Annotated in this window: 19 protein-coding genes; 4 read left to right on the top strand and 15 right to left on the bottom strand. The window is 42.5% G+C overall.

Annotated elements, in window-relative coordinates; genetic code table 11:
* Positions 1-44: 44 nt before the first annotated feature.
* Entirely contained in the window at positions 45-500 is a 456-nt protein-coding gene (locus tag LWP20_RS15645) for a DUF1569 domain-containing protein (RefSeq protein ID WP_242929110.1), read from the top strand.
* A gap of 95 nt (positions 501-595) precedes the next feature.
* On the opposite strand, the gene LWP20_RS15650 is transcribed toward LWP20_RS15645, so the two are convergent.
* The 12 genes from LWP20_RS15650 to LWP20_RS15705 form a co-directional block, all read right to left on the bottom strand.
* Complete coding sequence (locus LWP20_RS15650) at positions 596-1,492, bottom strand: DUF5777 family beta-barrel protein (protein ID WP_242929111.1); 897 nt, start codon at positions 1,490-1,492, stop codon at positions 596-598.
* A gap of 2 nt (positions 1,493-1,494) precedes the next feature.
* Positions 1,495-2,064, bottom strand: coding sequence for a YceI family protein (locus LWP20_RS15655; RefSeq protein ID WP_242929112.1), 570 nt, complete (start codon positions 2,062-2,064; stop codon positions 1,495-1,497).
* A gap of 11 nt (positions 2,065-2,075) precedes the next feature.
* Entirely contained in the window at positions 2,076-2,465 is a 390-nt protein-coding gene (locus LWP20_RS15660) for a hypothetical protein (protein WP_242929113.1), read from the bottom strand.
* A gap of 80 nt (positions 2,466-2,545) precedes the next feature.
* Positions 2,546-3,046, bottom strand: a complete 501-nt coding sequence (locus tag LWP20_RS15665; protein ID WP_242929114.1) for a CHRD domain-containing protein — start codon at positions 3,044-3,046, stop codon at positions 2,546-2,548.
* A gap of 107 nt (positions 3,047-3,153) precedes the next feature.
* Positions 3,154-4,428: a hypothetical protein gene (locus tag LWP20_RS15670; RefSeq protein ID WP_242929115.1), complete on the bottom strand. Its 1,275-nt coding sequence runs from the start codon at positions 4,426-4,428 to the stop codon at positions 3,154-3,156.
* Positions 4,406-4,975 carry an RNA polymerase sigma factor gene (locus tag LWP20_RS15675; protein ID WP_242929116.1) on the bottom strand — a complete coding sequence of 190 codons (570 nt, stop codon included), beginning with the start codon at positions 4,973-4,975 and terminating at the stop codon, positions 4,406-4,408. Before LWP20_RS15675 ends, LWP20_RS15670 begins: the two co-directional genes overlap by 23 nt.
* 384 nt (positions 4,976-5,359) lie before the next feature.
* Positions 5,360-6,193 (bottom strand): 4,5-DOPA-extradiol-dioxygenase, encoded by an 834-nt coding sequence (ygiD, locus tag LWP20_RS15680; protein ID WP_242929134.1) that lies wholly within the window; start codon positions 6,191-6,193, stop codon positions 5,360-5,362.
* Positions 6,194-6,386: 193 nt separating this feature from the next.
* Positions 6,387-6,962 carry a Crp/Fnr family transcriptional regulator gene (locus tag LWP20_RS15685; protein ID WP_242929117.1) on the bottom strand — a complete coding sequence of 192 codons (576 nt, stop codon included), beginning with the start codon at positions 6,960-6,962 and terminating at the stop codon, positions 6,387-6,389.
* A gap of 50 nt (positions 6,963-7,012) precedes the next feature.
* Positions 7,013-7,900 (bottom strand): cation diffusion facilitator family transporter, encoded by an 888-nt coding sequence (locus tag LWP20_RS15690; protein WP_242929118.1) that lies wholly within the window; start codon positions 7,898-7,900, stop codon positions 7,013-7,015.
* 238 nt (positions 7,901-8,138) lie between these two features.
* The gene (locus LWP20_RS15695) at positions 8,139-8,855 is read right to left on the bottom strand and encodes a 3-ketoacyl-ACP reductase (protein WP_242929119.1); all 717 of its coding nucleotides are present in this window, start codon (positions 8,853-8,855) and stop codon (positions 8,139-8,141) included.
* Positions 8,856-8,978: 123 nt separating this feature from the next.
* On the bottom strand, positions 8,979-9,893 hold the full coding sequence (locus LWP20_RS15700) for a pirin family protein (RefSeq protein ID WP_242929120.1): 915 nt from the start codon (positions 9,891-9,893) through the stop codon (positions 8,979-8,981).
* Between the two features lie 168 nt (positions 9,894-10,061).
* Positions 10,062-11,174: a sensor histidine kinase gene (locus LWP20_RS15705; RefSeq protein ID WP_242929121.1), complete on the bottom strand. Its 1,113-nt coding sequence runs from the start codon at positions 11,172-11,174 to the stop codon at positions 10,062-10,064.
* A 290-nt stretch (positions 11,175-11,464) separates the two neighbouring features.
* On the opposite strand from LWP20_RS15705, the gene LWP20_RS15710 reads away from it, so the two are divergent.
* Entirely contained in the window at positions 11,465-11,914 is a 450-nt protein-coding gene (locus LWP20_RS15710) for a response regulator (protein WP_242929122.1), read from the top strand.
* Between the two features lie 122 nt (positions 11,915-12,036).
* Here LWP20_RS15710 and LWP20_RS15715 read toward each other — a convergent pair whose 3' ends face one another.
* The 3 genes from LWP20_RS15715 to LWP20_RS15725 form a co-directional block, all read right to left on the bottom strand.
* Positions 12,037-13,803 (bottom strand): APC family permease, encoded by a 1,767-nt coding sequence (locus LWP20_RS15715; protein WP_242929123.1) that lies wholly within the window; start codon positions 13,801-13,803, stop codon positions 12,037-12,039.
* Positions 13,804-14,187: 384 nt separating this feature from the next.
* Positions 14,188-15,426 carry a serine hydrolase domain-containing protein gene (locus LWP20_RS15720; RefSeq protein WP_437179410.1) on the bottom strand — a complete coding sequence of 413 codons (1,239 nt, stop codon included), beginning with the start codon at positions 15,424-15,426 and terminating at the stop codon, positions 14,188-14,190.
* 263 nt (positions 15,427-15,689) lie between these two features.
* Positions 15,690-16,529, bottom strand: a complete 840-nt coding sequence (locus LWP20_RS15725) for an endonuclease/exonuclease/phosphatase family protein (RefSeq protein WP_242929125.1) — start codon at positions 16,527-16,529, stop codon at positions 15,690-15,692.
* A 214-nt stretch (positions 16,530-16,743) separates the two neighbouring features.
* On the opposite strand from LWP20_RS15725, the gene gloA2 reads away from it, so the two are divergent.
* Together gloA2 and LWP20_RS15735 are read left to right on the top strand one after the other, a co-directional pair.
* Positions 16,744-17,133, top strand: coding sequence for an SMU1112c/YaeR family gloxylase I-like metalloprotein (gene gloA2 / locus LWP20_RS15730; protein WP_242929126.1), 390 nt, complete (start codon positions 16,744-16,746; stop codon positions 17,131-17,133).
* Between the two features lie 42 nt (positions 17,134-17,175).
* On the top strand, positions 17,176-19,497 hold the full coding sequence (locus LWP20_RS15735; protein WP_242929127.1) for a GH92 family glycosyl hydrolase: 2,322 nt from the start codon (positions 17,176-17,178) through the stop codon (positions 19,495-19,497).
* Positions 19,498-19,570 lie beyond the last annotated feature (73 nt).

Consider the following 19,570-nt stretch of genomic DNA (forward strand, 5'->3'; position numbering starts at 1 on the left):
ATTTGCTTATTTTGCCCCAATTTATACCTTAACCTATACCAATAATGAAAAACGTATTTAACCAGGCTGACGCTGAGGAACTGATCACCCGGATTAACAACCTAAGCCCGGAAACAAAACATCTTTGGGGAAAAATGAGCGTAGCGCAGATGCTGGCTCATTGCAACGTAACCTACGAAATGGTTTATGAGCAGGACAAACATCCGAAGCCAAACACTTTTAAAAAATTCCTGATAAAGCTGCTGGTAAAAAACTATGTGGTAAGCGATAAACCCTTCAGGCAAAACGGCCATACAGCACCGCAGTTCATCATCAAAAACGACAAAGACTTTGCAGCTGAAAAAACTCGCCTGATCAACTTCATACAGAAAACACAACAGCTAGGCGAAGTTCATTTTGAAGGAAAGGATTCTCATTCATTCGGCAACCTGACCAGCAAAGAATGGAACAACATGTTTTACAAGCACCTTAACCACCACCTGAACCAGTTCGGGGTATAACTGCTAAAATACTTTGGAAATGTTGCTTTTGGAGCCAAGTTTAGGTTGGGCTGCACCCTACCCTGAGCAAATAGATTAGTGAGGTAAAATAAGACTCATTGAGATTTTTCGGCTCCTTTCAGATCAAATGTGCGTGAAATATTAAAGCCAAAATAAATATCACCATCCGACCAATAACCTGTATTTTGTGGAATAAAAAATTTCTCAACCATACCTTGAGCATTCGTAAATATCAACTGGAACACATGGCCGCCGGTTTCAATGTCAAACCCGAGTGAAAGTGCATTTCTGAAATTGTTGCGCGTGGCTTCTGAAAGCAGGTAATAATACTCGGCATTAAAGGAGGTGCGTTTGGTTAATTTAAACCTGCCACTTGTGCCAATCGCATACACATTATTTTCATCGCTGCTGGTTTCTACTAAATTGCGGTGTACCAAAGTAGGCGACAGCTGAAGGGAAAACCGTTCAGTAAACTTACGGGCAAAAAGTAACTGGTGCGTATAGGTAAGCCGGTGCTTAAAGTCAAAGCTGGTTTCCTCTGGCGGCCAGCGCAGCGATCGTATGGCAGCACTGGTAAACAGGGTAAGGGTAACCGGCATAGCCAGGCCCTGCCCGGTTTGTTGTTGCAGCAATTTATACTTCAGGAAACCATCATACGTCTTTTCCAGTGAACTTCGTCCCGCTCCAATGTTTAAATTATCAGTTATTCCGTATTCCAGGCCTAGTCGGATAGTGGCCTGATCCAGGCCAAAAAATTCATAAGCTCCACTATTCAGTGTACCAAACCGGTGAGAGATCAGAAAAAGTAGCGAACCGTTTCCGTTAGTTTCTACAGAATGGCCATTTACCAGGCGCGTTGCTTTAAATGTACCACTCACTTTTCCTGTAAAAGTGCTGTCTGCGGCTTCGGCCATTTTGAGCAGTTCGTCCTGCCCCCGTGCCGCTATAGCCAGCAGATTGAACAATACGATCAGAAGATAATTTTTGATCATAGTTAAAGGCTTTTTCCGGTAAAAGGTACATATATCATATCCACAGTTATGGCAATGGTTTTGGCTATATTATTCCGTACCAGACGGGGTATCGTGATACCAAACTCCTGGGGTGTAACCGAAAATTTAGATTTACCCAGCAGCTGCAATCCCTTCACCTCTAAAGTTCCTACAGTATCTATGGCCTTATGCTGCCCATGTATGGTAAGCACACCTTTTACATTTACTTTGTAAACAGCTTCCCTTTTAAGATCTACGTCCTGTATGTTAGTCACTTTCCCTTTAAAAGAGGCTTTGGGGTATTTATCAGATTCTACATAGTTCTCGTTAAAATGTGTTTGCATAAGCGATTTCCGGAACTGGAATTGTTTCATAGGCACCGAAAAAACCAGCTCCCCGGTTTTAAGATCCAGTATAGACACAACCTGCTGGTTATGCGCTTCAATATTTTCCAATGGGGCCTCAGAAAAAAAACCGATGTGTCCAGTTTTAGTAAAATACCGGTCCTGTGCCTGCATGGCTTCTGCTAAGCAGAGCAAACTTATCAGCAACAGTATAGTTATACTTTTCATAAGGGCAGGATTTAATTATTAAGTGCACCCGAATCAACCCATTTTTTTATCTTGGCAATATTACAATCTGATAATTTATTACCTCCTTGCGGCATAGGCGGAAACCCCGGAGCATGTGTGATCACTCCTATTAAATTCCCGCGGTCTGCCTGTTGTTTTACACCTGCATAGGTATCTAACACCACCCCACCTTGCGCAATTGCTGATGCATGGCAACTATAACAGTTTGAGGCTAAAATGGGAGCTACAGTTCCGGAAAAGGTAACAGATGTTGTATCGCACTGCTGCGGTAAGGGATCAGGCTTCGGGTCAAGGTCCTCTTCGTTGTCGCTGGAGCAGGCTGATACAAGTGAAAGTATAAAACTAAGTATAGCGAATAAGGCAAAGTAAAGTCGTGTCATAGTTTTTTAAGTTTAGAAGTATAAATAATATAGTTGCCCGGCTGCCAGTGAGCAGAGCAGCCAGGCAACAGATTTTTAACTTACTGTGTTATCTGGCCCCTTATTTCGCCCTCGCGAAATTGATCACTGTGTATATTTATATACCAGTTGCCCGCCAGTAATTCAGCTTCCTGGGCTTCTGTTATAGGTGCAGTAGTACCAACAAGAGGGCTGATAAATGGGTTAGAGCCGGAGTATGGGTCTGAGCCAGGATTGATAGGGACTATAGCCGGGCCATCTACCCCTACTGCGCCACTATGGAAGTGCATTTCAATGGGTGTAATACCCTGGAAGGTAATGGTGTACGAGATTCTGTTTGTATTCTTGTCGTAGCTGCCTTTAAATGTACCTGTGGCCTGTGTAGTTACCGGCGGTACCTCTTGTGACCCGGTAAGTGCAGCGTCCTTAAATGTAACTATGTCGGCAGTTGGGGTAGCTGGTCCATCATCGTCATCGTCGTTGTCATTGCAGCTACTTAACATAACTAACAAACTCAGCAATACGCTGCAAAGTAATCCAAAAGTGATTCGGTAAGTTTTCATGATAATAATGTTTTATTCATTTATCTAAAAAATAAAAGCATAGGGTTAGCTCCTAACACAATACAGGCTGTGTTATATCAGTGATGTAAGAAAGTAAAAGGAAGCCTTTAGGGGGTTTTATTAAAAGTATAACCAGCAGTAAAAAACACTCCTGCACTTGTAAGCTTTACATTGCCAGCCCCGATACTTGAAAGCGGTATCTTTATAAAAGGCTCGGCCCCAATCGATAATACAGGAGACAATTTGCGCGTGTACCCTACAGACAAATTCTGAATACCGAACCAGTGTCTGTTCTCATTCGAAACCTCACGGGTTTTGCTGTAAGGATCTTGTCCATAGTGATTATAAGTATAAGTATACTTCTCGTTGAGCATGATATAACTGGAAAGCCCGGCCTGCACTGTAAGTATATTTTTATCCCGCTCCAGGATCTTATACTGCAGGTTAACCGGAATATCCAGCACTTTACATTTTGCAGCAATTACATTGGGCAGTGGTTTGCCATTCCAGAAATCAGGGTAAGGTGCGTAATCCTCGGGAGCTGCATTATATAACTTGTTAGCCCATACTGCACCAGAAACCAGTCTAAAACGCCTGGTAAGCGGCACACTCACCACTATCCCGGCATTCGCACTTACGGCATCCGGGTCTTTAAACCTGACAGTAGTAATATCCGGGGCCACTACCAGAGCAATTGTTATACTTTTAAGAAATACTCCTTGCCTGGATGTTTTGTCCTGGCTGCTATCCGGAAGTATAACCGGCGCCTTCTGCCCGTCAGGTAACTTCGCAAGTGTGTCTGATCCTGCCATTTTCATACTACCGATGGCGTCGAAATCCGTAAAGTCAGCCAACGAATCGACATCAGCAATTTCTATAGTAACCTGCTTAGGCTGTAATTCAGTTATTACAGTATCAATCTGCGCTACAGCAAGCTTACTGCGCTTTACTGCCACTGGATCGTTTTTAGACGCTGCTCCTTTACTTAAAGAAGGTACTGCACCGGAACCTGCCTGCGCATAAGGGTTTTGCGCAACGCGCGCTTCAGATTCCGGTGTGGCAGCAGTCTTCTTTTTTATAGTTTTATTCAGCTGGTCGTCCTTCCCGGTAATAGCTGGCATTGCCATCTCATTGTTTGCAGGAATTTGTCGGGTTGGAACCTCTGGTCTTTCAGTAATTTGCCATATCATTACTATACTTACCAGCAATGCCAGCAACAATACAGGCAGAATGCGTTTTAAACCTGCAAATCTATGCTGTGTGCCGTCCAGTTTACGATCCATAGCCGACCATGCCTCCTCATCGAAAGGAGGATCATAATTTGCGGCTGATTTACGAAACAGCTCGTCCAGTTCTTCGTCAGACATATTGTTTGCGCTCATCTCCTACACTGCTTTTTTTTAATGCCTCACGTAAGTTCGCTCTTGCCTTGGCGAGATTAGATTTTGAAGTACCAACGGCTATACCCAGCATTTCAGCAATTTCTTCATGGGTGTAACCATCTATCACATACAAATTAAACACTGCTCTATAGGCAGGCGACAGCAGCTGAACCAACAAAATCAGGTGCTCATAATTAATCTGTTGTACCACATCAAAAGGATCTGATTCCGGCTCGGCTGCTTCGAGTCCCTGCAGGTGATAATATTTCAGGTTATGGCGGTAATTGTCTAAAGCGGTATTGATCATGATCCGCCTCACCCATCCTTTAAAAGGCTTCTGCGGATCATACTGCTTTATTTTTGTGAATACTTTCATAAACCCATCATTTAGCACCTCTTTTGCCTCTTCTGAATTTTTGGAATAGCGGACACAAATGCTCATAGCATAACCAAAGAGTTGCTTGTACAGCATTCTTTGGGCTTCGCGGTCTTCTTTCAGACATCTGCGAAGCAGCTCATCCAATTCTTTGTTTTCTGTTCCGCTCACTTTTCCAGAATTTCCGCTCCCATCACGGAGTAAGTTGCTGATTGGTTGCCTCGGGTTTTAGAAAAAATCAATTATTTATTTGAAATGTACGATATCCCTTAAGTATAAATCAAAATCAAGTATAAAATATTCAGTAGGCGCCAAATGTATAACTACCTAAACCTGAATAGCTTGAGTATGTTTTCGCCTGTTAAGTATGTTGAGATCTAATATCAGGGATTGGCGGCCCTTTAAATTGCAGAAGAGTATGGAAGCGAATATAAAAACCCAAATTCCCTAAACTGGAGCAGACCAATTTAGGGAATCAGGTGGTTATTGCGATTTTAAAGTATAAATGACGGGCCGAGCACGACTTCAGAAACCGGATTATATTTATATTACAGGTTAACCTATCTGAACCGAAGTCATAGTGAGTGAGCCGCCTACTACTTTGTCGTTAAAGAAAGTGATATCGTCCTTGTTCCCTTTTAGGCTAAGCGTATACAGCAATGGCCAGTAATGCTCAGGGGTTGGAACAGCCAGCATCGCTTCTTTTCCTAATGACTCATACCTGATCAACTTATCATGCTGCCCGTTTTGGATAAGATCTTTGAAGGTAGTATTCATTTGAACAGCCCAATCATAACCATACTCTTTCTCATTTAGCTTGTCCCAGGCTACCATCCTGAGGTTATGTACCATATTACCACTGCCCATAATAAGCACACCTTTTTTTCGGAGACAATAGAGTTCTTTCGCCAGATCATAATGGTATTGCGGCCCTTTGGTATAATCTATACTTAGTTGCAGTACTGGGATATCGGCCTGTGGATACATATGCCTGATAATAGTCCAGGCGCCGTGGTCAAGTCCCCAGTCATGATCGAGCTCTACGGCAGTAGATTTGAGTAAACCCGCTGTTTCTTTTGCTAAAGCAGGGTTACCGGGCGCTTTATACTGTACATCAAAAAGGGCCTGCGGAAAGCCGCCGAAATCATGTATCGTTTCCGGGAAATCCATGGCCGTGATGCGTGTACCTTTGCTAAGCCAATGCGCAGATATTACCAGTACCGCTTTAGGGGTAGGAATTTCAGTGGCTAGCTTCTTCCACTTCTGACTGAACTCGTTGTCTTCTATGCCATTCATTGGCGAGCCATGGCCCATAAAAAGAACTGGCATCAGTTGTTCCTGCTCTCCTAAGCCATCGGTAAACCTGTTAAAAGCTGATAAAGTTGTCATGCCTGCTACTCCTGTAATTATTGTTTTAAGGAACTGTTTTCTTTCCATTTCCGCAGTTCTTTTAAATCTAACTATATTACTGGCAGCCTCTTAGTATAAAGTATACCTGCCAGCTATTTATGCAAAGTTAGCCTGCGCTGTAACAGAAATGAATGACATTTGATAGGAAATACGCTTGACATTTATCAAGCCCTTATTTGGCAGATTGCTTTCGGATGCGGCTTAAGGTTTCGGGCGTAACACCCAGGTAGGAGGCAATAAGATTTAGCGGCACCTGCTGCACGATGTAAGGATATTGCTCCAGCAAGCGATTATACTTTGCTTCGGCAGTTAAGCCTACTGTACTCTCCACGCGCCGCTGCAAAGCTATGTAAGCATTCTGATACAACAACCGGATATAGGTTTCATACTTCGGAACTTCTGCCAGTAAATGCTGGTGCTGTTCGCGGTCAATTAACAGGAGTTCACAATCTTCAAGCGCCTCTATGTTTAGGTTTGATGGCTCCAGTGTAAAAAAGCTATAAAGATCTGCTATCCACCATCCTTCAAATGCAAACTGAATAACATGCTGGCCACCTTTTGAATCCGTAGAATAAGAGTATAAAGCGCCTTTCTCAACAAAAGCCAGCCGGTTGCATACATCGCCTTCCTGCAACAGGAATTGCCTCTTTTTAAGCTTTTTAGGTGTGAAATAACTTCTGCATACCTGCAGCTCCTGCCCCGTTGCAGACACCTTTTCTTGAATGGATTTTAAAAGCAATTCAGGCATACTAAATTATACTTGGAGTAAGTCTTTGACCTGGCGTGATATGCCTCTATTTATTGCTCCGTACTTTTATCTTCTGCCGGCTCCACATGTATCAAAACCTGGCCGATTTCCGGAATTTCTTCAACCAGTCTGTCCTGTACTTTATGGGCTATGTCGTGCCCCTGTCTGACAGTAATATCTGCATCTACCAGCACATGCAGGTCTACGAGGTATTTCATACCGGCTTTTCGGATAAAGCATTTCTCGGTGCCTGCTACGCCCTCTACATTTTCCGACACCTGCCTCACTATAAGTATAAGGTCATCATGTAAATGTTCATCCATAATTTCGCCGAGTGCGGGCCTGAATATTTGATAGCAGTTGTAAAGTATAAACCCGGAGGCAAAAAGAGCTGCCCAGTCATCGGCTGCTTCGTAACCTTTGCCAAGGTATAAGGCTAATGATATACCTATAAATGCCGCAACAGAGGTAATGGCATCGCTCCTATGGTGCCATGCATCTGCTCTAAGTGAGGAGCTGTTGGTTTCTTTGCTTCTTTTAATTACAATTCTATAAGAAATCTCTTTCCAGATTATAATTCCTCCGAGCACAACTAAGGTAAAGGGCTTTGGCAAAGCATGCGGTGTTCGTATATTCTGGATGCTTTCGTAGGCAATAACTGTGGCTGACGTAATTAAAAACCCAACAACTATAAAAGTAACCAGAGGCTCGATGCGGCCGTGCCCGTAAGGGTGGTTTTCATCAGCTGGCCGGCTGGAATATTTAAGTCCGAATAAAACCAGAAGCGACGAAAAAATATCCGCTGTAGATTCGATCGCATCAGCTATTAAGGCATAGGAGTTTCCGAAAAAGCCTGCCAGCCATTTAATAATAGCTAAACTCGCATTACCTATTATACTAAAATAGGTTGCTTTTATGGCTGTCTGCTCTTTCGTCATCTCTCGGAGTATGTATAAATCATTAGACCATAAAGGTACATCTTTTACTATTTTAATTCTTTAACCGTTTTACCCAGAAAAAATTAATTAAAAGACCTTATAAGATGTTAGCGAAATTACTTTGTAGCTTTTAGAATGAACACAGCTTACTTTAGAAAACAAAAAGCCGCTTTACGTAAATAAAAGCGGCTTTTTGTTTTCTGTAAATATTTAAAAATCGCCATTAGGCGATCTGGGTTTATGGATTGGTAGAGAAGATACTGGCTTCTTTCACAAATACCCTTCTGTTCAATTTTAGCTGCGCAATGATGAGTTCTGCAAAATCTTCCGGGTGCATAACACGTTCCGGATCTCCGGTTATCAGGTTGGCACTTTGAGCAAGCTCTGTTACAATAGTGCTCGGCGCCAGCGCAGTTACCCGTATGTTATGCTTGCGTACTTCCTGCATCAAACTTTCTGACAAACCAAAAACAGCAAATTTTGAGGCGCTGTAAGCACTGGTTACCGGGCTACCAGACTTACCTGCCGTAGAAGAAATATTAATGATATCGCCGGTTTGTCGCTCGATCATTTGCGGCAATACAGCACGGGTAGTATAATATACTCCGAATACATTTACTCTTACCTGCTGCTCCCATACTTCAGGCTCCAGTTCCAGAAATTTACCAAAAGTAGCTGTGCCGGCATTGTTGATCAGGATGTCAATTGGCCCCAGCTCTGCTTGTACTTTTGCAACAGCAGCTTCAACCTCTGCCCTGTTACTCACATCAGCAGTTGCAAATGCAGCTTTTACGCCCAAAGCAGCTACTTCATCTGCCACGGCTTTAACATCTTTTTCAGTACGGGCTACCAAACCAACATGCACACCTTCCTGGGCAAGGGCAATTGCCACTGCTTTACCAATTCCTTTGCCTGCGCCGGTTACCAACGCCACTTTATCTTTTAATGATTGCATCTTTATCTATTCTTAAAAATTATAGTTCACAAAAGTAGGTATGTACATCGATTTCATACGCATTACCCGGCTGGTAATATTGGGTTCAAGTATAAAACACACTGTTTGAGAAAGCAAAAATAACTAAGAAAGTGCTTGCGGTGCTGGCCCACCAGCTGGTTTCGTTTTGTCTGCAGGAAGCGGCATATACTCTTGGTTATCTGTAGGTGGCAGCAGTATTCTGCCCTCTTTCCAGTCTGACTTAGCCTGCTCTATTCTTTCTTTTCTGGAAGAAACAAAGTTCCACCAGATAAAGCGTTCCCCAAGCGGCTCACCTCCCAGCAACATTAGTGTGGTTTGTTCTTTTGCAAGTATAAGCGGGTCATTTCCTTTGTTAAATACGAGCATCTGACCTACTGTATAAGTATGGCCTGCTACTTCTATACTTCCTTTAGCTACATACAAGCCCCGTTCAGTATGCTCCTTTGGCAGCCCGAATCGTGCTCCCTTATTAAGTACAACATGCAGGTAAAATAAAGGCGAATGTGTTTTAACATCGTTTCTTAACCCGTAAGCATCCCCTGCAATCAATCTCATCCATACACCAGTTTCTGTAAATATGGGCAAATGCTCTGGCTTATAATTGTTAAATGCCGGAGCGGCCTCTTCATCTTTCTCGGGCAGGGCTACCCAGGTCTGTATCATTTCCAGGTTACCACCGGCAAGGGCTGCCGGGTCTTCGAAGCGCTCTGAATGCGCAATTCCGCGGCCGGCAGTCATCCAGTTCACCTCTCCCGGACGAATTACCTGCTCTACCCCCAGGCTGTCGCGGTGCGTTACCTGCCCGCCAAACAAGTAACTTACTGTAGACAAACCTATATGCGGATGCGGGAGAACATCCATAGAATGTACTAAGTCTGGTTGCACCTCTACCGGGCCGGCATGATCCATAAAAATAAACGGGCCTACCATCCTGCGCAACCGAAAAGGAAGTATACGGCGCACATCCATTCCGGGAGCAAGAGAGGCCTTACGCGCTTCAATTACTATATCCAGCATATATTACTTTTAATTTCTTCTGCTTTAAAACGAAAATAAGAGCTTATCGGGCTATAGTTTTATGGGATATGTAAAGTATAAATCAGATTACTGCAATTTGAAATGAGAAAGAATTACTGCTGTAAAGTTATACTTCTGAGATAAAAAAATAGATAATACGTTGGCTTGTCAGGCTTTAAAGTATACTTTAAACTCTGTTCCTTCGTCTTGTTTAGAATTTACTTCAATGTATGCGCCGGCATTATCAATAATTCTTTTAATGATGTATAACCCGATTCCGGAACCTTCAACATGATCGTGAAAGCGTTTGAACATCGTAAAAAGCTGTTCCTGGTTTCGTTGGCTCATACCTAAGCCGTTATCTTTAACCACAAGCACAACCCATTCTTTTTCCCTGAATGTTTTCACCTCAATTTTGCAATCACAGTTCATAGACCTATACTTGATCGCGTTGCTTAGCAGGTTATATAAAATGCTGCGAAAGTTTTTGCGGGAAAATTTAAGGGATTTAACCTCGAAATCTATTACCACCTCGCAGGGTAATTTAAACTGATCGAATAAGAAGTCCACATCAGCCTTTATATCTTCAAAAACAGCCACAACATCTACTGTCTCTTCATTGTTTTCCTCTTCTAAACTTCGTTGCAGGCGGCTAATGGTTGTTAAATCCTCTATCGTAGTTTTAAAACGCTGCACCGAATTTAGAATATGACCGACAAGTTCCTCAAGTTCAGAATCGTTGATAGCTTTTTTATCAAATAAGTGTGAAAGACGTTGGATCAGACCTTCGATATTAAGAATAGGCGCTTTCAGATCATGCGAAGCAGTATAAATAAAATTATCAAGGTCTTTGTTGGTTGAGGTTAACTCCTCATTTTTTTTTGAGATAGTTTCCTCTATAATCTTCTTATCTGTCAGGTCTTTGGTAACTTTCGTAAACCCGATCAGCTCGCCTTTATCATTGTATATAGCAGTTAGCGCCACACCGGCCCAGAATAGTGAACCGTCTTTTTTTCGGCGCAACCCTTCATGTTCAAAATGTCCTTCTCTTTTTGTGGCTTCTAATTGTTCCTGTGGCTTTCCCAGTTGCTGGTCTTCTTCGGTGAAAAGCATACCGTAATATTTGCCAATTACATCCTGTTTGGTAAAACCCTTCATCCGCTCTGCTCCCTCATTCCAGGATACAATTTTGCCATCTACATCTATGGCAAAAATGGCATATTCTTTCACCTGCTTAATGAAATTGGATGCTATCTTATCTTTAATAAAGTTTGAATTCATGATGTAGCCTTAGTAAATGTATACTTTAGCGAAATGCTCCCCGCTATATTAAAAACCTGAAAAGTTAAATCCGGTTAATCGTTAAAATTGAGTTGCCAGAAATTGCACTTTTGAAGCTAACGCAAAACGATTACAGAAGTTAGTAATATCCTATTTGTTAACGCATGCGGACCCAAGGGGTATTATACGGCATTTCCGGGTATTGAATAAGTATTAACGCAATGCGAGCTATTTTTAAACCTACTCTCAGAAAGCAACGTTACTAGCAGCACTAAAAACTACATTTATTGATGGCTAATAAGTTAAAAGAGGTTTTAATAATAGACGATGACATGACAGCTAATTATCTGAACGAACGTATCGTAACCGAACTGCAAATTGCTGATCATGTCAAGATCCTGACAAATGGTAAAGATGGGCTGGACTATATTTTAGAAAAATGTGCAGATAATAAAGAAACCTGTCCGGAGCTTATTATACTTGATCATTTTATGCCTTTAATGGACGGATTAGAATTAATGGAAACACTGCATAAATCCGGAAAATTAGAAAATATGCGAGCGGTTTTCCTTCTGCTAGCCATCCATACAAATATAAAAGACCTGAAAAGATTTAAAATGCTGGGAGTTCAGGAATTCACAAATAAGCCATTATCAAGAGAAAAATTACTTGAGTCTTACCAAAAGTATTGGGCTGACGATACTGTTAAAGATCATACTTTACCTGAACCAAACTTTTAATCAGCATTTAATTTTTAAGGAATATTAAGGCACTTACCTATTCTATTGAACAGTGCTATGTAATGCTATTCATGCATCGCCATACTCTGATTAACAGGCAAGTATAAATATTAGAAGCTCTGCTAAATAACCAGCCTAACGCCACCCAATTCCTGTAAGCCATATGGGAAGCGATTGCCGGGCGAGCCAATAAACATGAAATTTTTCGGGATGCCCCACTTATAGGAGAGCCGCTGAATCAGCTCTGGCCCGAAATGTCCTCTGATAATAATAAAATCGACCACCAATTCCGGGTAAGCCAGATCCAATACTTCTACCTCGTGCATTAATCTTTTAGGAGGCTCCTCTCCCTCCTGCAACACGTTTACAATTTTGAGCCGGTTAGTATGCTCATTGTCTACTATGTAGCGCATTACCTTATTTATGTTGGCGATGTTATCACCCTTGGTAAAAAACACAAACTCCTGCGACCTGATAGTTTGGATAAGACGCAATGTGGCGTAGGATTTAAAAGGCAGAATTTTCTTAAGGGGCCGCTCTACCTGCTGCAGAACATAAGCAAGTACACTGAGCAACTCAATCCGGTATAGCATGATAAAAACCACTGAAACCGTAGGTATAAAATACTTAAGAAAAACCCAGACATAAGCCGGGTTAAGAAGGGCGTTACCTAATAAAGCAGCCAGAACAGCAGATATAGCTATGAAGAGGACCATGCCGGAAGCTCTTACCGGACGAGGAAGGCGGTTTCTGCGCAACTTAAGTAAGATATTACCAAAACCGAATAAGGCCATAACCGACAGAAAAGATATAGTATAAACGCCGGCCAAAGCACCAATGTCACCCTTGGTAATAAGCAGAATAGAAACACATAACAGAAAAAAACTTATCATGATCAGGTAAGCAGATCCTCTTTTATTTGTAGCCAGCAGGAACTGAGGAAGGCATCGGTCCAGTGTCATGCGTTGTACTAAGCCCGTTACACCAACATAGGAGGTTAAAACTGCCCCGCTTAGCACCATGGCTGCATTAACAGAAACAAGTACAGCTAACCAGTTGCCCCCGGCTACTTCGCCCATATAAGCAAGTAAAGCAGTCTGGTTCTCGGCCACAGCGGCCATAGGTATGATGGCAATAGCCAGAAAAGCTGTTAATGGGTTAAAAATTGTAACAGCCAGCCACATATTGCGCAGTGTTTTCGGAAATACGCCGGGCGCCTGCTCTTCTACAAAGTTTGCAGAGCTCTCAAAACCAGAAATACCCAGCATAGCGGCTGCAAATCCAAAAAACAGGGCCTTCCAGATACTACCTTCCAAGGGCTGGTTATAATTGAGTGTAAGTGTGTCAAACCCATGGTTGAACAAAAAGAAAAACCCCACAATTACCAAAAGCGATAGCGTGGAAATATGTGTTATGAAAATAATAATCGCGACAATGGAGGACTCACCAATACCCATAATTGTTAATCCCATAAAAAAAGCCAGCAACCCGATTGTGGCATATAAAATGGGTAACCCTTCCCATAGATGATGCACATAGTGCATGGCCTCGCTGGCCGAGATAACGGCTGTGGCCATGTAAGAAAGCAAAGTCAGGCAGGCAGCTAAAGACGCCGTGGTTTTGCTGGTTGTATTGAGCAGCGCATTATAAGCTCCCCCATTTAGTGGCAGTGCTCCCACCACTTCTCCGTAAATGCTCCGGAACAGAAACAGAACTCCCCCTACCATTAAAAGTGCCACCCAGGCATACTGGCCAGAATAGATAATAGCAAGTGCAGACACATACAAACAGGAAGAGGTAATATCGTTCCCGCATATAGCAGTGGCTGCCAGTTCTTTCAGTTTAGGATGATGCGTTGGCGAAACGGAATTGGAAGTATCCTGCTGCATATATCTGTTTTAGAAATGTTAAGCAGTATACGCACTAGTATAATGGTGTTGTTGTATAAGTATGACCAGTTAAAAAGTAAAATGACCAACTATATCCATAGAACAATAACGGGGACGAGGGCTTACTTCCACATGGTTCCCCTTGCTATACTTTAACCCAACCACATAAGCTATTATTTTACTAGAGTAGTATAAGTATGGAGAATGCCTATTTCCTGGAGCTTATTATTTTTTTAATTTTTTTTACTGAATACGTAACCTTACTGTTAACGGCACCGTAAAAGAACATGGCTAAAAGTTGAAAAGTTTTTTATAAAACTGATCATAAACAAGAAAAGGCTCCCAGACGGGGAGCCTTTTCTTGTTTATACCTATAAGCAAAGTTTAGTTTACAGAAGTATGTTGATCTTTGCTGTGGGTTTCAGTAGCAGCCATGTTCTCAGGCTGAGCCGGGTAGAGAAAATTCTGAACATCCTTTAAATGCCTCAGGCTACCATTAGGCAGATTGCTTAAAACAATCAGGGCGCTATGGTCTTTAGGATTTCGCAGCAAGTAGGTAGTATAACCGTGCCATAAACCTGCATGGTACACAACAGTATCGCCGCTCTCCAGCTGTTTAATACGCCAACCAAAACCATAATCTTCTTTTCTATTCTTATCGGTGCGGGAGCCGGTAAATGCTTCTTTCAGAGTTTCGTGTTTAACTAATTTGTCTGTATACAGCGCTTGGTCCCATTTATATAAATCTTCTACAGTAGAAAAAACGCCTTTATCACCTAATACTGTATCTAAATAATCAGAGGTCCGCATTTGCCTGCCTCCGGTGTGGCCGGTAGCAATTGGCCCTGTTAATGCCGCCATATTCTTACTGAAAGTGAAGGTGTGCTTCATTTGTAAAGGCCTAAAGATATTGGCTTGCATAAAATTGGCAAATGGCATACCCGAAACTTTTTCTACAATAGAAGCCAGTAAAAAGTAGCCCGTATTGCTGTAATTAAAACGTGCATTTGGCTGTAAATAAGTTTTAGGCTTGTGTACCGCCATAAGATTCAGGACATCATTGTTGGTGATATCAATGTTACGGTTTGGCCAGAGCTCATCGCTGAAGTAAGTATAATTAGGCAAACCGGACCGATGGGTAAGCAACTGTCGAATGGTAATGCCTTTGTAAGGGAAATCGGGGAAAAACTGCTGCACACTATCGTCGTATTGAAGCTTCCCTCTTTCCTGCAGCATCATAATTGCCATAGCCGTAAATTGTTTCGATACGGAGGCTAACTGAAAAGCTGTCTCTGTAGTTAGCGTATCTTTCCGGTAAAAATCGGCATAGCCAAAAGCACCTTTGTAAATTACCTTATCATACTTGGTAACCAGCACCGTTCCGTTGAAACCCTTACGCTTATGTAAGTGATAGAAAATAGAATCAAGCTGGCTTCCCAGCTTTTTGGCGCTCGCAGCTGTAAACGAAGCAGGAACAGCAACGCGCTGCCTGTTTTCCTTTTTGGTAAATAACTTTTTTATTTGATCATGCTTTTCTGTTCCAGGGCAAGCTGTAAGGAACAGACAAAAAACAGATGCTATTACACATCTAAGAGATATATAGTGTATTCTAAGAAAGGCCATACCAAAAACTACCAACACAATTCCAGCTCTAAATATACTTTATCTACTGAAGCATACTTTAGCAAAATGAAAAAATACTTTTTACAAAGACAAACCATACCCGTAACCAAAAGGGTTCATACTCATTTAAATTATTGGTATAACGTAAATTTATACTAGCCCAGGGGCAGACATAGTAGAGCATGCTACTGTTTGTTCCAATAAAACCTACATAGGCTCAAATAAGTTAAAGCAGCAAATCCTTAACGGTCTTCCTATGATGTTTATTTGAATCTGATTACGGCTACCACTGGTAAATGGTCTGAGGCGTATCTTTCTGGTATTACTTTATGTAAAACTACTTTATAAGGCAATTCTTTCTTAAAGGCAATAAAATCAATGATTTTATTGGGAATATCCTGCGGAAAACTGGCTTCACAATTACGGAGGCAGGTGCGTGTAAATGCCTTATCTAATTCGTCAATTGCGTAGCTTTCAGGTTCAGCGTTAAAATCGCCGGCAACAATAAACGGCACAGTTTCTTTAGCTGCAATCGCATTAATCATACTTACTTGCTGTACCCGGTTGTCGGCGCTAAGCACATCCAAGTGGGTACTGCCGAAGCAGATTACCTCACCACCAGGTAAAGTAATTCTGGCTTTTGTAAGCACGCGATCCTCAGCTTCCGGGTTATCTTCTTCAGGCAAAGGTATAACTGCGGTTTCCGTAAGCGGATATTTCGACAGAATAGCCACACCATATTGTCCGCCATCATAATCAATTGCTCTGCCAAAGAAAACGTGCATATCAAGCTTCTCAGCAATAACTTCAGCCTGGTTAACTTTACCGGAACGTGCCAGATTTACATCTACCTCCTGCAGGGCAACCAGATCAGGATTCTCATTTCTGATAACTTTCACTATTGCATCAATATCTACGGCACCGTTTCTTCCGTGGCTTGGCGGATTAGCGTGCCGTATATTGTAGGTCATTACCTTAACCTGTTTTAACTTTCTGGTGGTTGCAACGGAGGCCGTTCTGCCTGAAGAAAGCTTATCAGAGCAGGCTGACAAAAGCGTTAAAAGCATTAGTATAGTTAAACTGCTAGAAATTGTTCTTTTCATGGTAGGAGAATTATGAACAAAAAGATGAAGCGATAATGTACTTAAAAAAAATTATACAGCTACTATAGCGCTTTAAGGGTTCTTTATATTTTGTATAAAAGCTAAAAACGGATTAACTGCTTTTCGTGAACAGGATTTGCTATATTTAAAACATCCTTTATTGCAAAGGCAATTACTTGCCGCCATTAAGTATAGCTAAAGCATTCCGCCCTATATGATTGCCTTAAATAAAATACATCATGTTGCCATTATCTGCTCCGATTATGAAAAGTCGAAGTCATTTTACACAAATGTATTGGGGCTTAGCATCATCAGGGAAGTATACAGGCCAGAAAGGCAGTCATATAAACTCGACTTGGCGCTTAATGGGCAGTATGTGCTGGAGCTTTTCTCTTTTCCGGATCCTCCTAAGCGCCCCTCCAGACCCGAAGCCACTGGCTTGAGGCACCTAGCTTTTGAAGTTGATAATATCGAGGAGATTGTAGCAGCACTAGAGGCAAAAAGTATAGTTGCCGAGCCTGTCCGTACAGACGAATATACCGGCAAACGCTTTACATTTATCAGTGACCCGGATTTGTTACCCATTGAGTTTTATGAAAGTTAATCCCCTGAATTTATACTTTAACAGAACATTTATACTTGCCTGATGAAGAAACTTTTACGACCACTCTATTTTATACTTCCTGCATTTATACTTGCCTTTGCACCCAACACACAGGCACAAAAAAACAAGCCACGCTTTGAGCCTGAAGAACTGGCAAACCCACTGATGGGCAACGATTCAAAAGTGAGTTTATCTAATGGGAACACCTACCCTGCTGTGGCGGTGCCCTGGGGCATGAACCTATGGACTGCCCAAACCGGCAAAATGGGAAACGGTTGGGCTTATACATACGATGATGACAAGATCCGGGGCTTTAAGCAAACGCACCAGCCATCGCCGTGGATGAATGATTACGGTCAGTTCGTGGTCATGCCGGTTACCGGTAAACTCAGGTTCAGGGAAGATGACCGCGCCAGCTGGTTCTCTCATAAATCAGAGATTGCTAAACCGTACTATTATAGCGTATACCTGGCTGACCACGACGTAACAACTGAATTTACGCCAACAGAACGCGCTGCCCAGTTCCGGTTCACTTATCCAAAATCCGACAGTTCTTTTATAGTTATCGATGCACTTGATAAGGGTTCTTATATCAAAGTCATCCCATCTGAAAACAAGATTATTGGATATACTACCCGAGCTGCCCGCAGTAACCCAAAGGACTTTAAGAACTACTTTGTAATTTATACTGACAAGCCCTTTACAGTAGCTTATACCTGGCACGACACCACTCTTGTAAAAAGTAAACTGGAACAAACAGCCAACCATGCCGGGGCTATAGTCGGGTTTAAGACCGCGAAAGGCGAAAAGGTGAATCTGCGCGTGGCTTCCTCATTTATAAGTATGGAGCAAGCCGAACGTAACCTGAAACGCGAACTGGCCAACGACGATTTTGACGCTACTAAACTAAAAGCGAAAGCCCTCTGGAATAAAGCGATGAGCCGCATAACCGTGGAGGGTGGTACCGATGAGCAGATGCGTACATTTTATAGTTGCCTGTACCGCACGCTGTTTTTCCCGCATAAAATGTATGAGTTGGATGCAAATAACCAGCCTGTTCATTACAGCCCTTATGATGGTAAAACCTACCCGGGCTACCGCTTTGCCGGCACCGGTTTCTGGGATACCTTCCGCGCTCTTTACCCCTTCCTGAACCTGGCTTACCCAAGTATAAACAAAGAAATGCAGGCTGGTCTGGTTAACGATTACAAAGAAGGTGGCTGGTTGCCCGAGTGGTCGAGCCCGGGTTATGCCAACATTATGATCGGGAACAACTCTGCTTCGGTAGTAGCTGATGCTTATGTTAAAGGACTTCGGGATTACGACATTAACACTTTGTATGAAGCCTTGCTGCACGGAGCTAACAACGAAGGCCCGATAACAGCCATTGGTCGTGCCGGTGTAGCTTACTATAATAAACTGGGTTATGTACCTTACGATGTTAAGATAAACGAGAATGCAGCCCGAACGTTAGAGTATGCTTACGACGATTTTGCCATTTACCAGCTAGCCAAAGCCTTAAAACGGCCGCAGTCCGAGATAGACCTTTACGCCAAACGCAGCCAGAACTTTAGAAACTTGTTTGACCCCGCTACTGGCCTGATGCGCGGCAAAAACCAGGACGGCACTTTCCAATCACCCTTCAACCCGTTTAAATGGGGCGACGCGTTTACCGAAGGCAACAGCTGGCATTACAGTTGGTCCGTTTTCCATGATGTGCAGGGGCTTATTGATCTGATGGGTGGAAAACAGAACTTTACGGCGAAGCTGGATTCGGTATTTACCCTTCCTCCAAAGTATGACGAAAGCTATTATGGTGGTGTGATACATGAGATTCGTGAAATGCAGATTGCCAACATGGGACAGTATGCGCACGGCAACCAGCCTATACAGCACATGATATACTTGTATAATTATGCCGGCGAACCTTGGAAAGCGCAATATTGGGCACGCGAAACTATGAACCGTATGTACCAGTCAGCACCGGATGGTTACTGTGGCGATGAAGATAACGGACAAACATCAGCCTGGTACATTTTCTCAGCCTTAGGCTTTTACCCGGTTACGCCAGCTGTAAACCAGTATGTAATGGGTGCGCCATTGTTTAAGAAAGCAACTATACACTTAGAGAACGGGAAAAAGTTTGTAATAGAAGCCCCTGACAACAGCTCAGAAAACAGATACATCCAGTCAGCTACGCTTAACGGCAGAAAGTTTGAGAAGAACTGGATAGCCCATGAAGACCTGATGAAAGGTGGCAAGATGAAAATTAAGATGGGAGCTGCACCTAATAAGAACCGAGGAACAAAAGATGAAGCTGCACCCTATTCGTTTTCGAAAGATGAGAAACAGCTACAGGAATAAAACAACCTATACCTTAAAGTATAAACTGAAGCAATCCAGCTGTCATTTCGAGTGTAACGAGAGATCTGAATCA

Origin of the sequence: Pontibacter vulgaris (genome assembly GCF_022758145.1) — a bacterium.
Classification (GTDB): Bacteria; Bacteroidota; Bacteroidia; order Cytophagales; family Hymenobacteraceae; genus Pontibacter; species Pontibacter vulgaris.

Coding starts and splice junctions, on each gene's coding strand:
- ygiD (WP_242929134.1), bottom strand. CDS start 6,193: ATGACAACTTTATCAGCTTTTAACAGGTTTACCGATGGCTTAGGAGAG.
- LWP20_RS15655 (WP_242929112.1), bottom strand. CDS start 2,064: ATGAAAAGTATAACTATACTGTTGCTGATAAGTTTGCTCTGCTTAGCA.
- LWP20_RS15650 (WP_242929111.1), bottom strand. CDS start 1,492: ATGATCAAAAATTATCTTCTGATCGTATTGTTCAATCTGCTGGCTATA.
- LWP20_RS15690 (WP_242929118.1), bottom strand. CDS start 7,900: ATGACGAAAGAGCAGACAGCCATAAAAGCAACCTATTTTAGTATAATA.
- LWP20_RS15685 (WP_242929117.1), bottom strand. CDS start 6,962: ATGCCTGAATTGCTTTTAAAATCCATTCAAGAAAAGGTGTCTGCAACG.
- LWP20_RS15725 (WP_242929125.1), bottom strand. CDS start 16,529: ATGAAAAGAACAATTTCTAGCAGTTTAACTATACTAATGCTTTTAACG.
- LWP20_RS15720 (WP_437179410.1), bottom strand. CDS start 15,426: ATGGCCTTTCTTAGAATACACTATATATCTCTTAGATGTGTAATAGCA.
- LWP20_RS15695 (WP_242929119.1), bottom strand. CDS start 8,855: ATGCAATCATTAAAAGATAAAGTGGCGTTGGTAACCGGCGCAGGCAAA.
- LWP20_RS15715 (WP_242929123.1), bottom strand. CDS start 13,803: ATGCAGCAGGATACTTCCAATTCCGTTTCGCCAACGCATCATCCTAAA.
- LWP20_RS15710 (WP_242929122.1), top strand. CDS start 11,465: ATGGCTAATAAGTTAAAAGAGGTTTTAATAATAGACGATGACATGACA.
- gloA2 (WP_242929126.1), top strand. CDS start 16,744: ATGATTGCCTTAAATAAAATACATCATGTTGCCATTATCTGCTCCGAT.
- LWP20_RS15735 (WP_242929127.1), top strand. CDS start 17,176: ATGAAGAAACTTTTACGACCACTCTATTTTATACTTCCTGCATTTATA.
- LWP20_RS15705 (WP_242929121.1), bottom strand. CDS start 11,174: ATGAATTCAAACTTTATTAAAGATAAGATAGCATCCAATTTCATTAAG.
- LWP20_RS15645 (WP_242929110.1), top strand. CDS start 45: ATGAAAAACGTATTTAACCAGGCTGACGCTGAGGAACTGATCACCCGG.
- LWP20_RS15660 (WP_242929113.1), bottom strand. CDS start 2,465: ATGACACGACTTTACTTTGCCTTATTCGCTATACTTAGTTTTATACTT.
- LWP20_RS15700 (WP_242929120.1), bottom strand. CDS start 9,893: ATGCTGGATATAGTAATTGAAGCGCGTAAGGCCTCTCTTGCTCCCGGA.
- LWP20_RS15670 (WP_242929115.1), bottom strand. CDS start 4,428: ATGAGCGCAAACAATATGTCTGACGAAGAACTGGACGAGCTGTTTCGT.
- LWP20_RS15665 (WP_242929114.1), bottom strand. CDS start 3,046: ATGAAAACTTACCGAATCACTTTTGGATTACTTTGCAGCGTATTGCTG.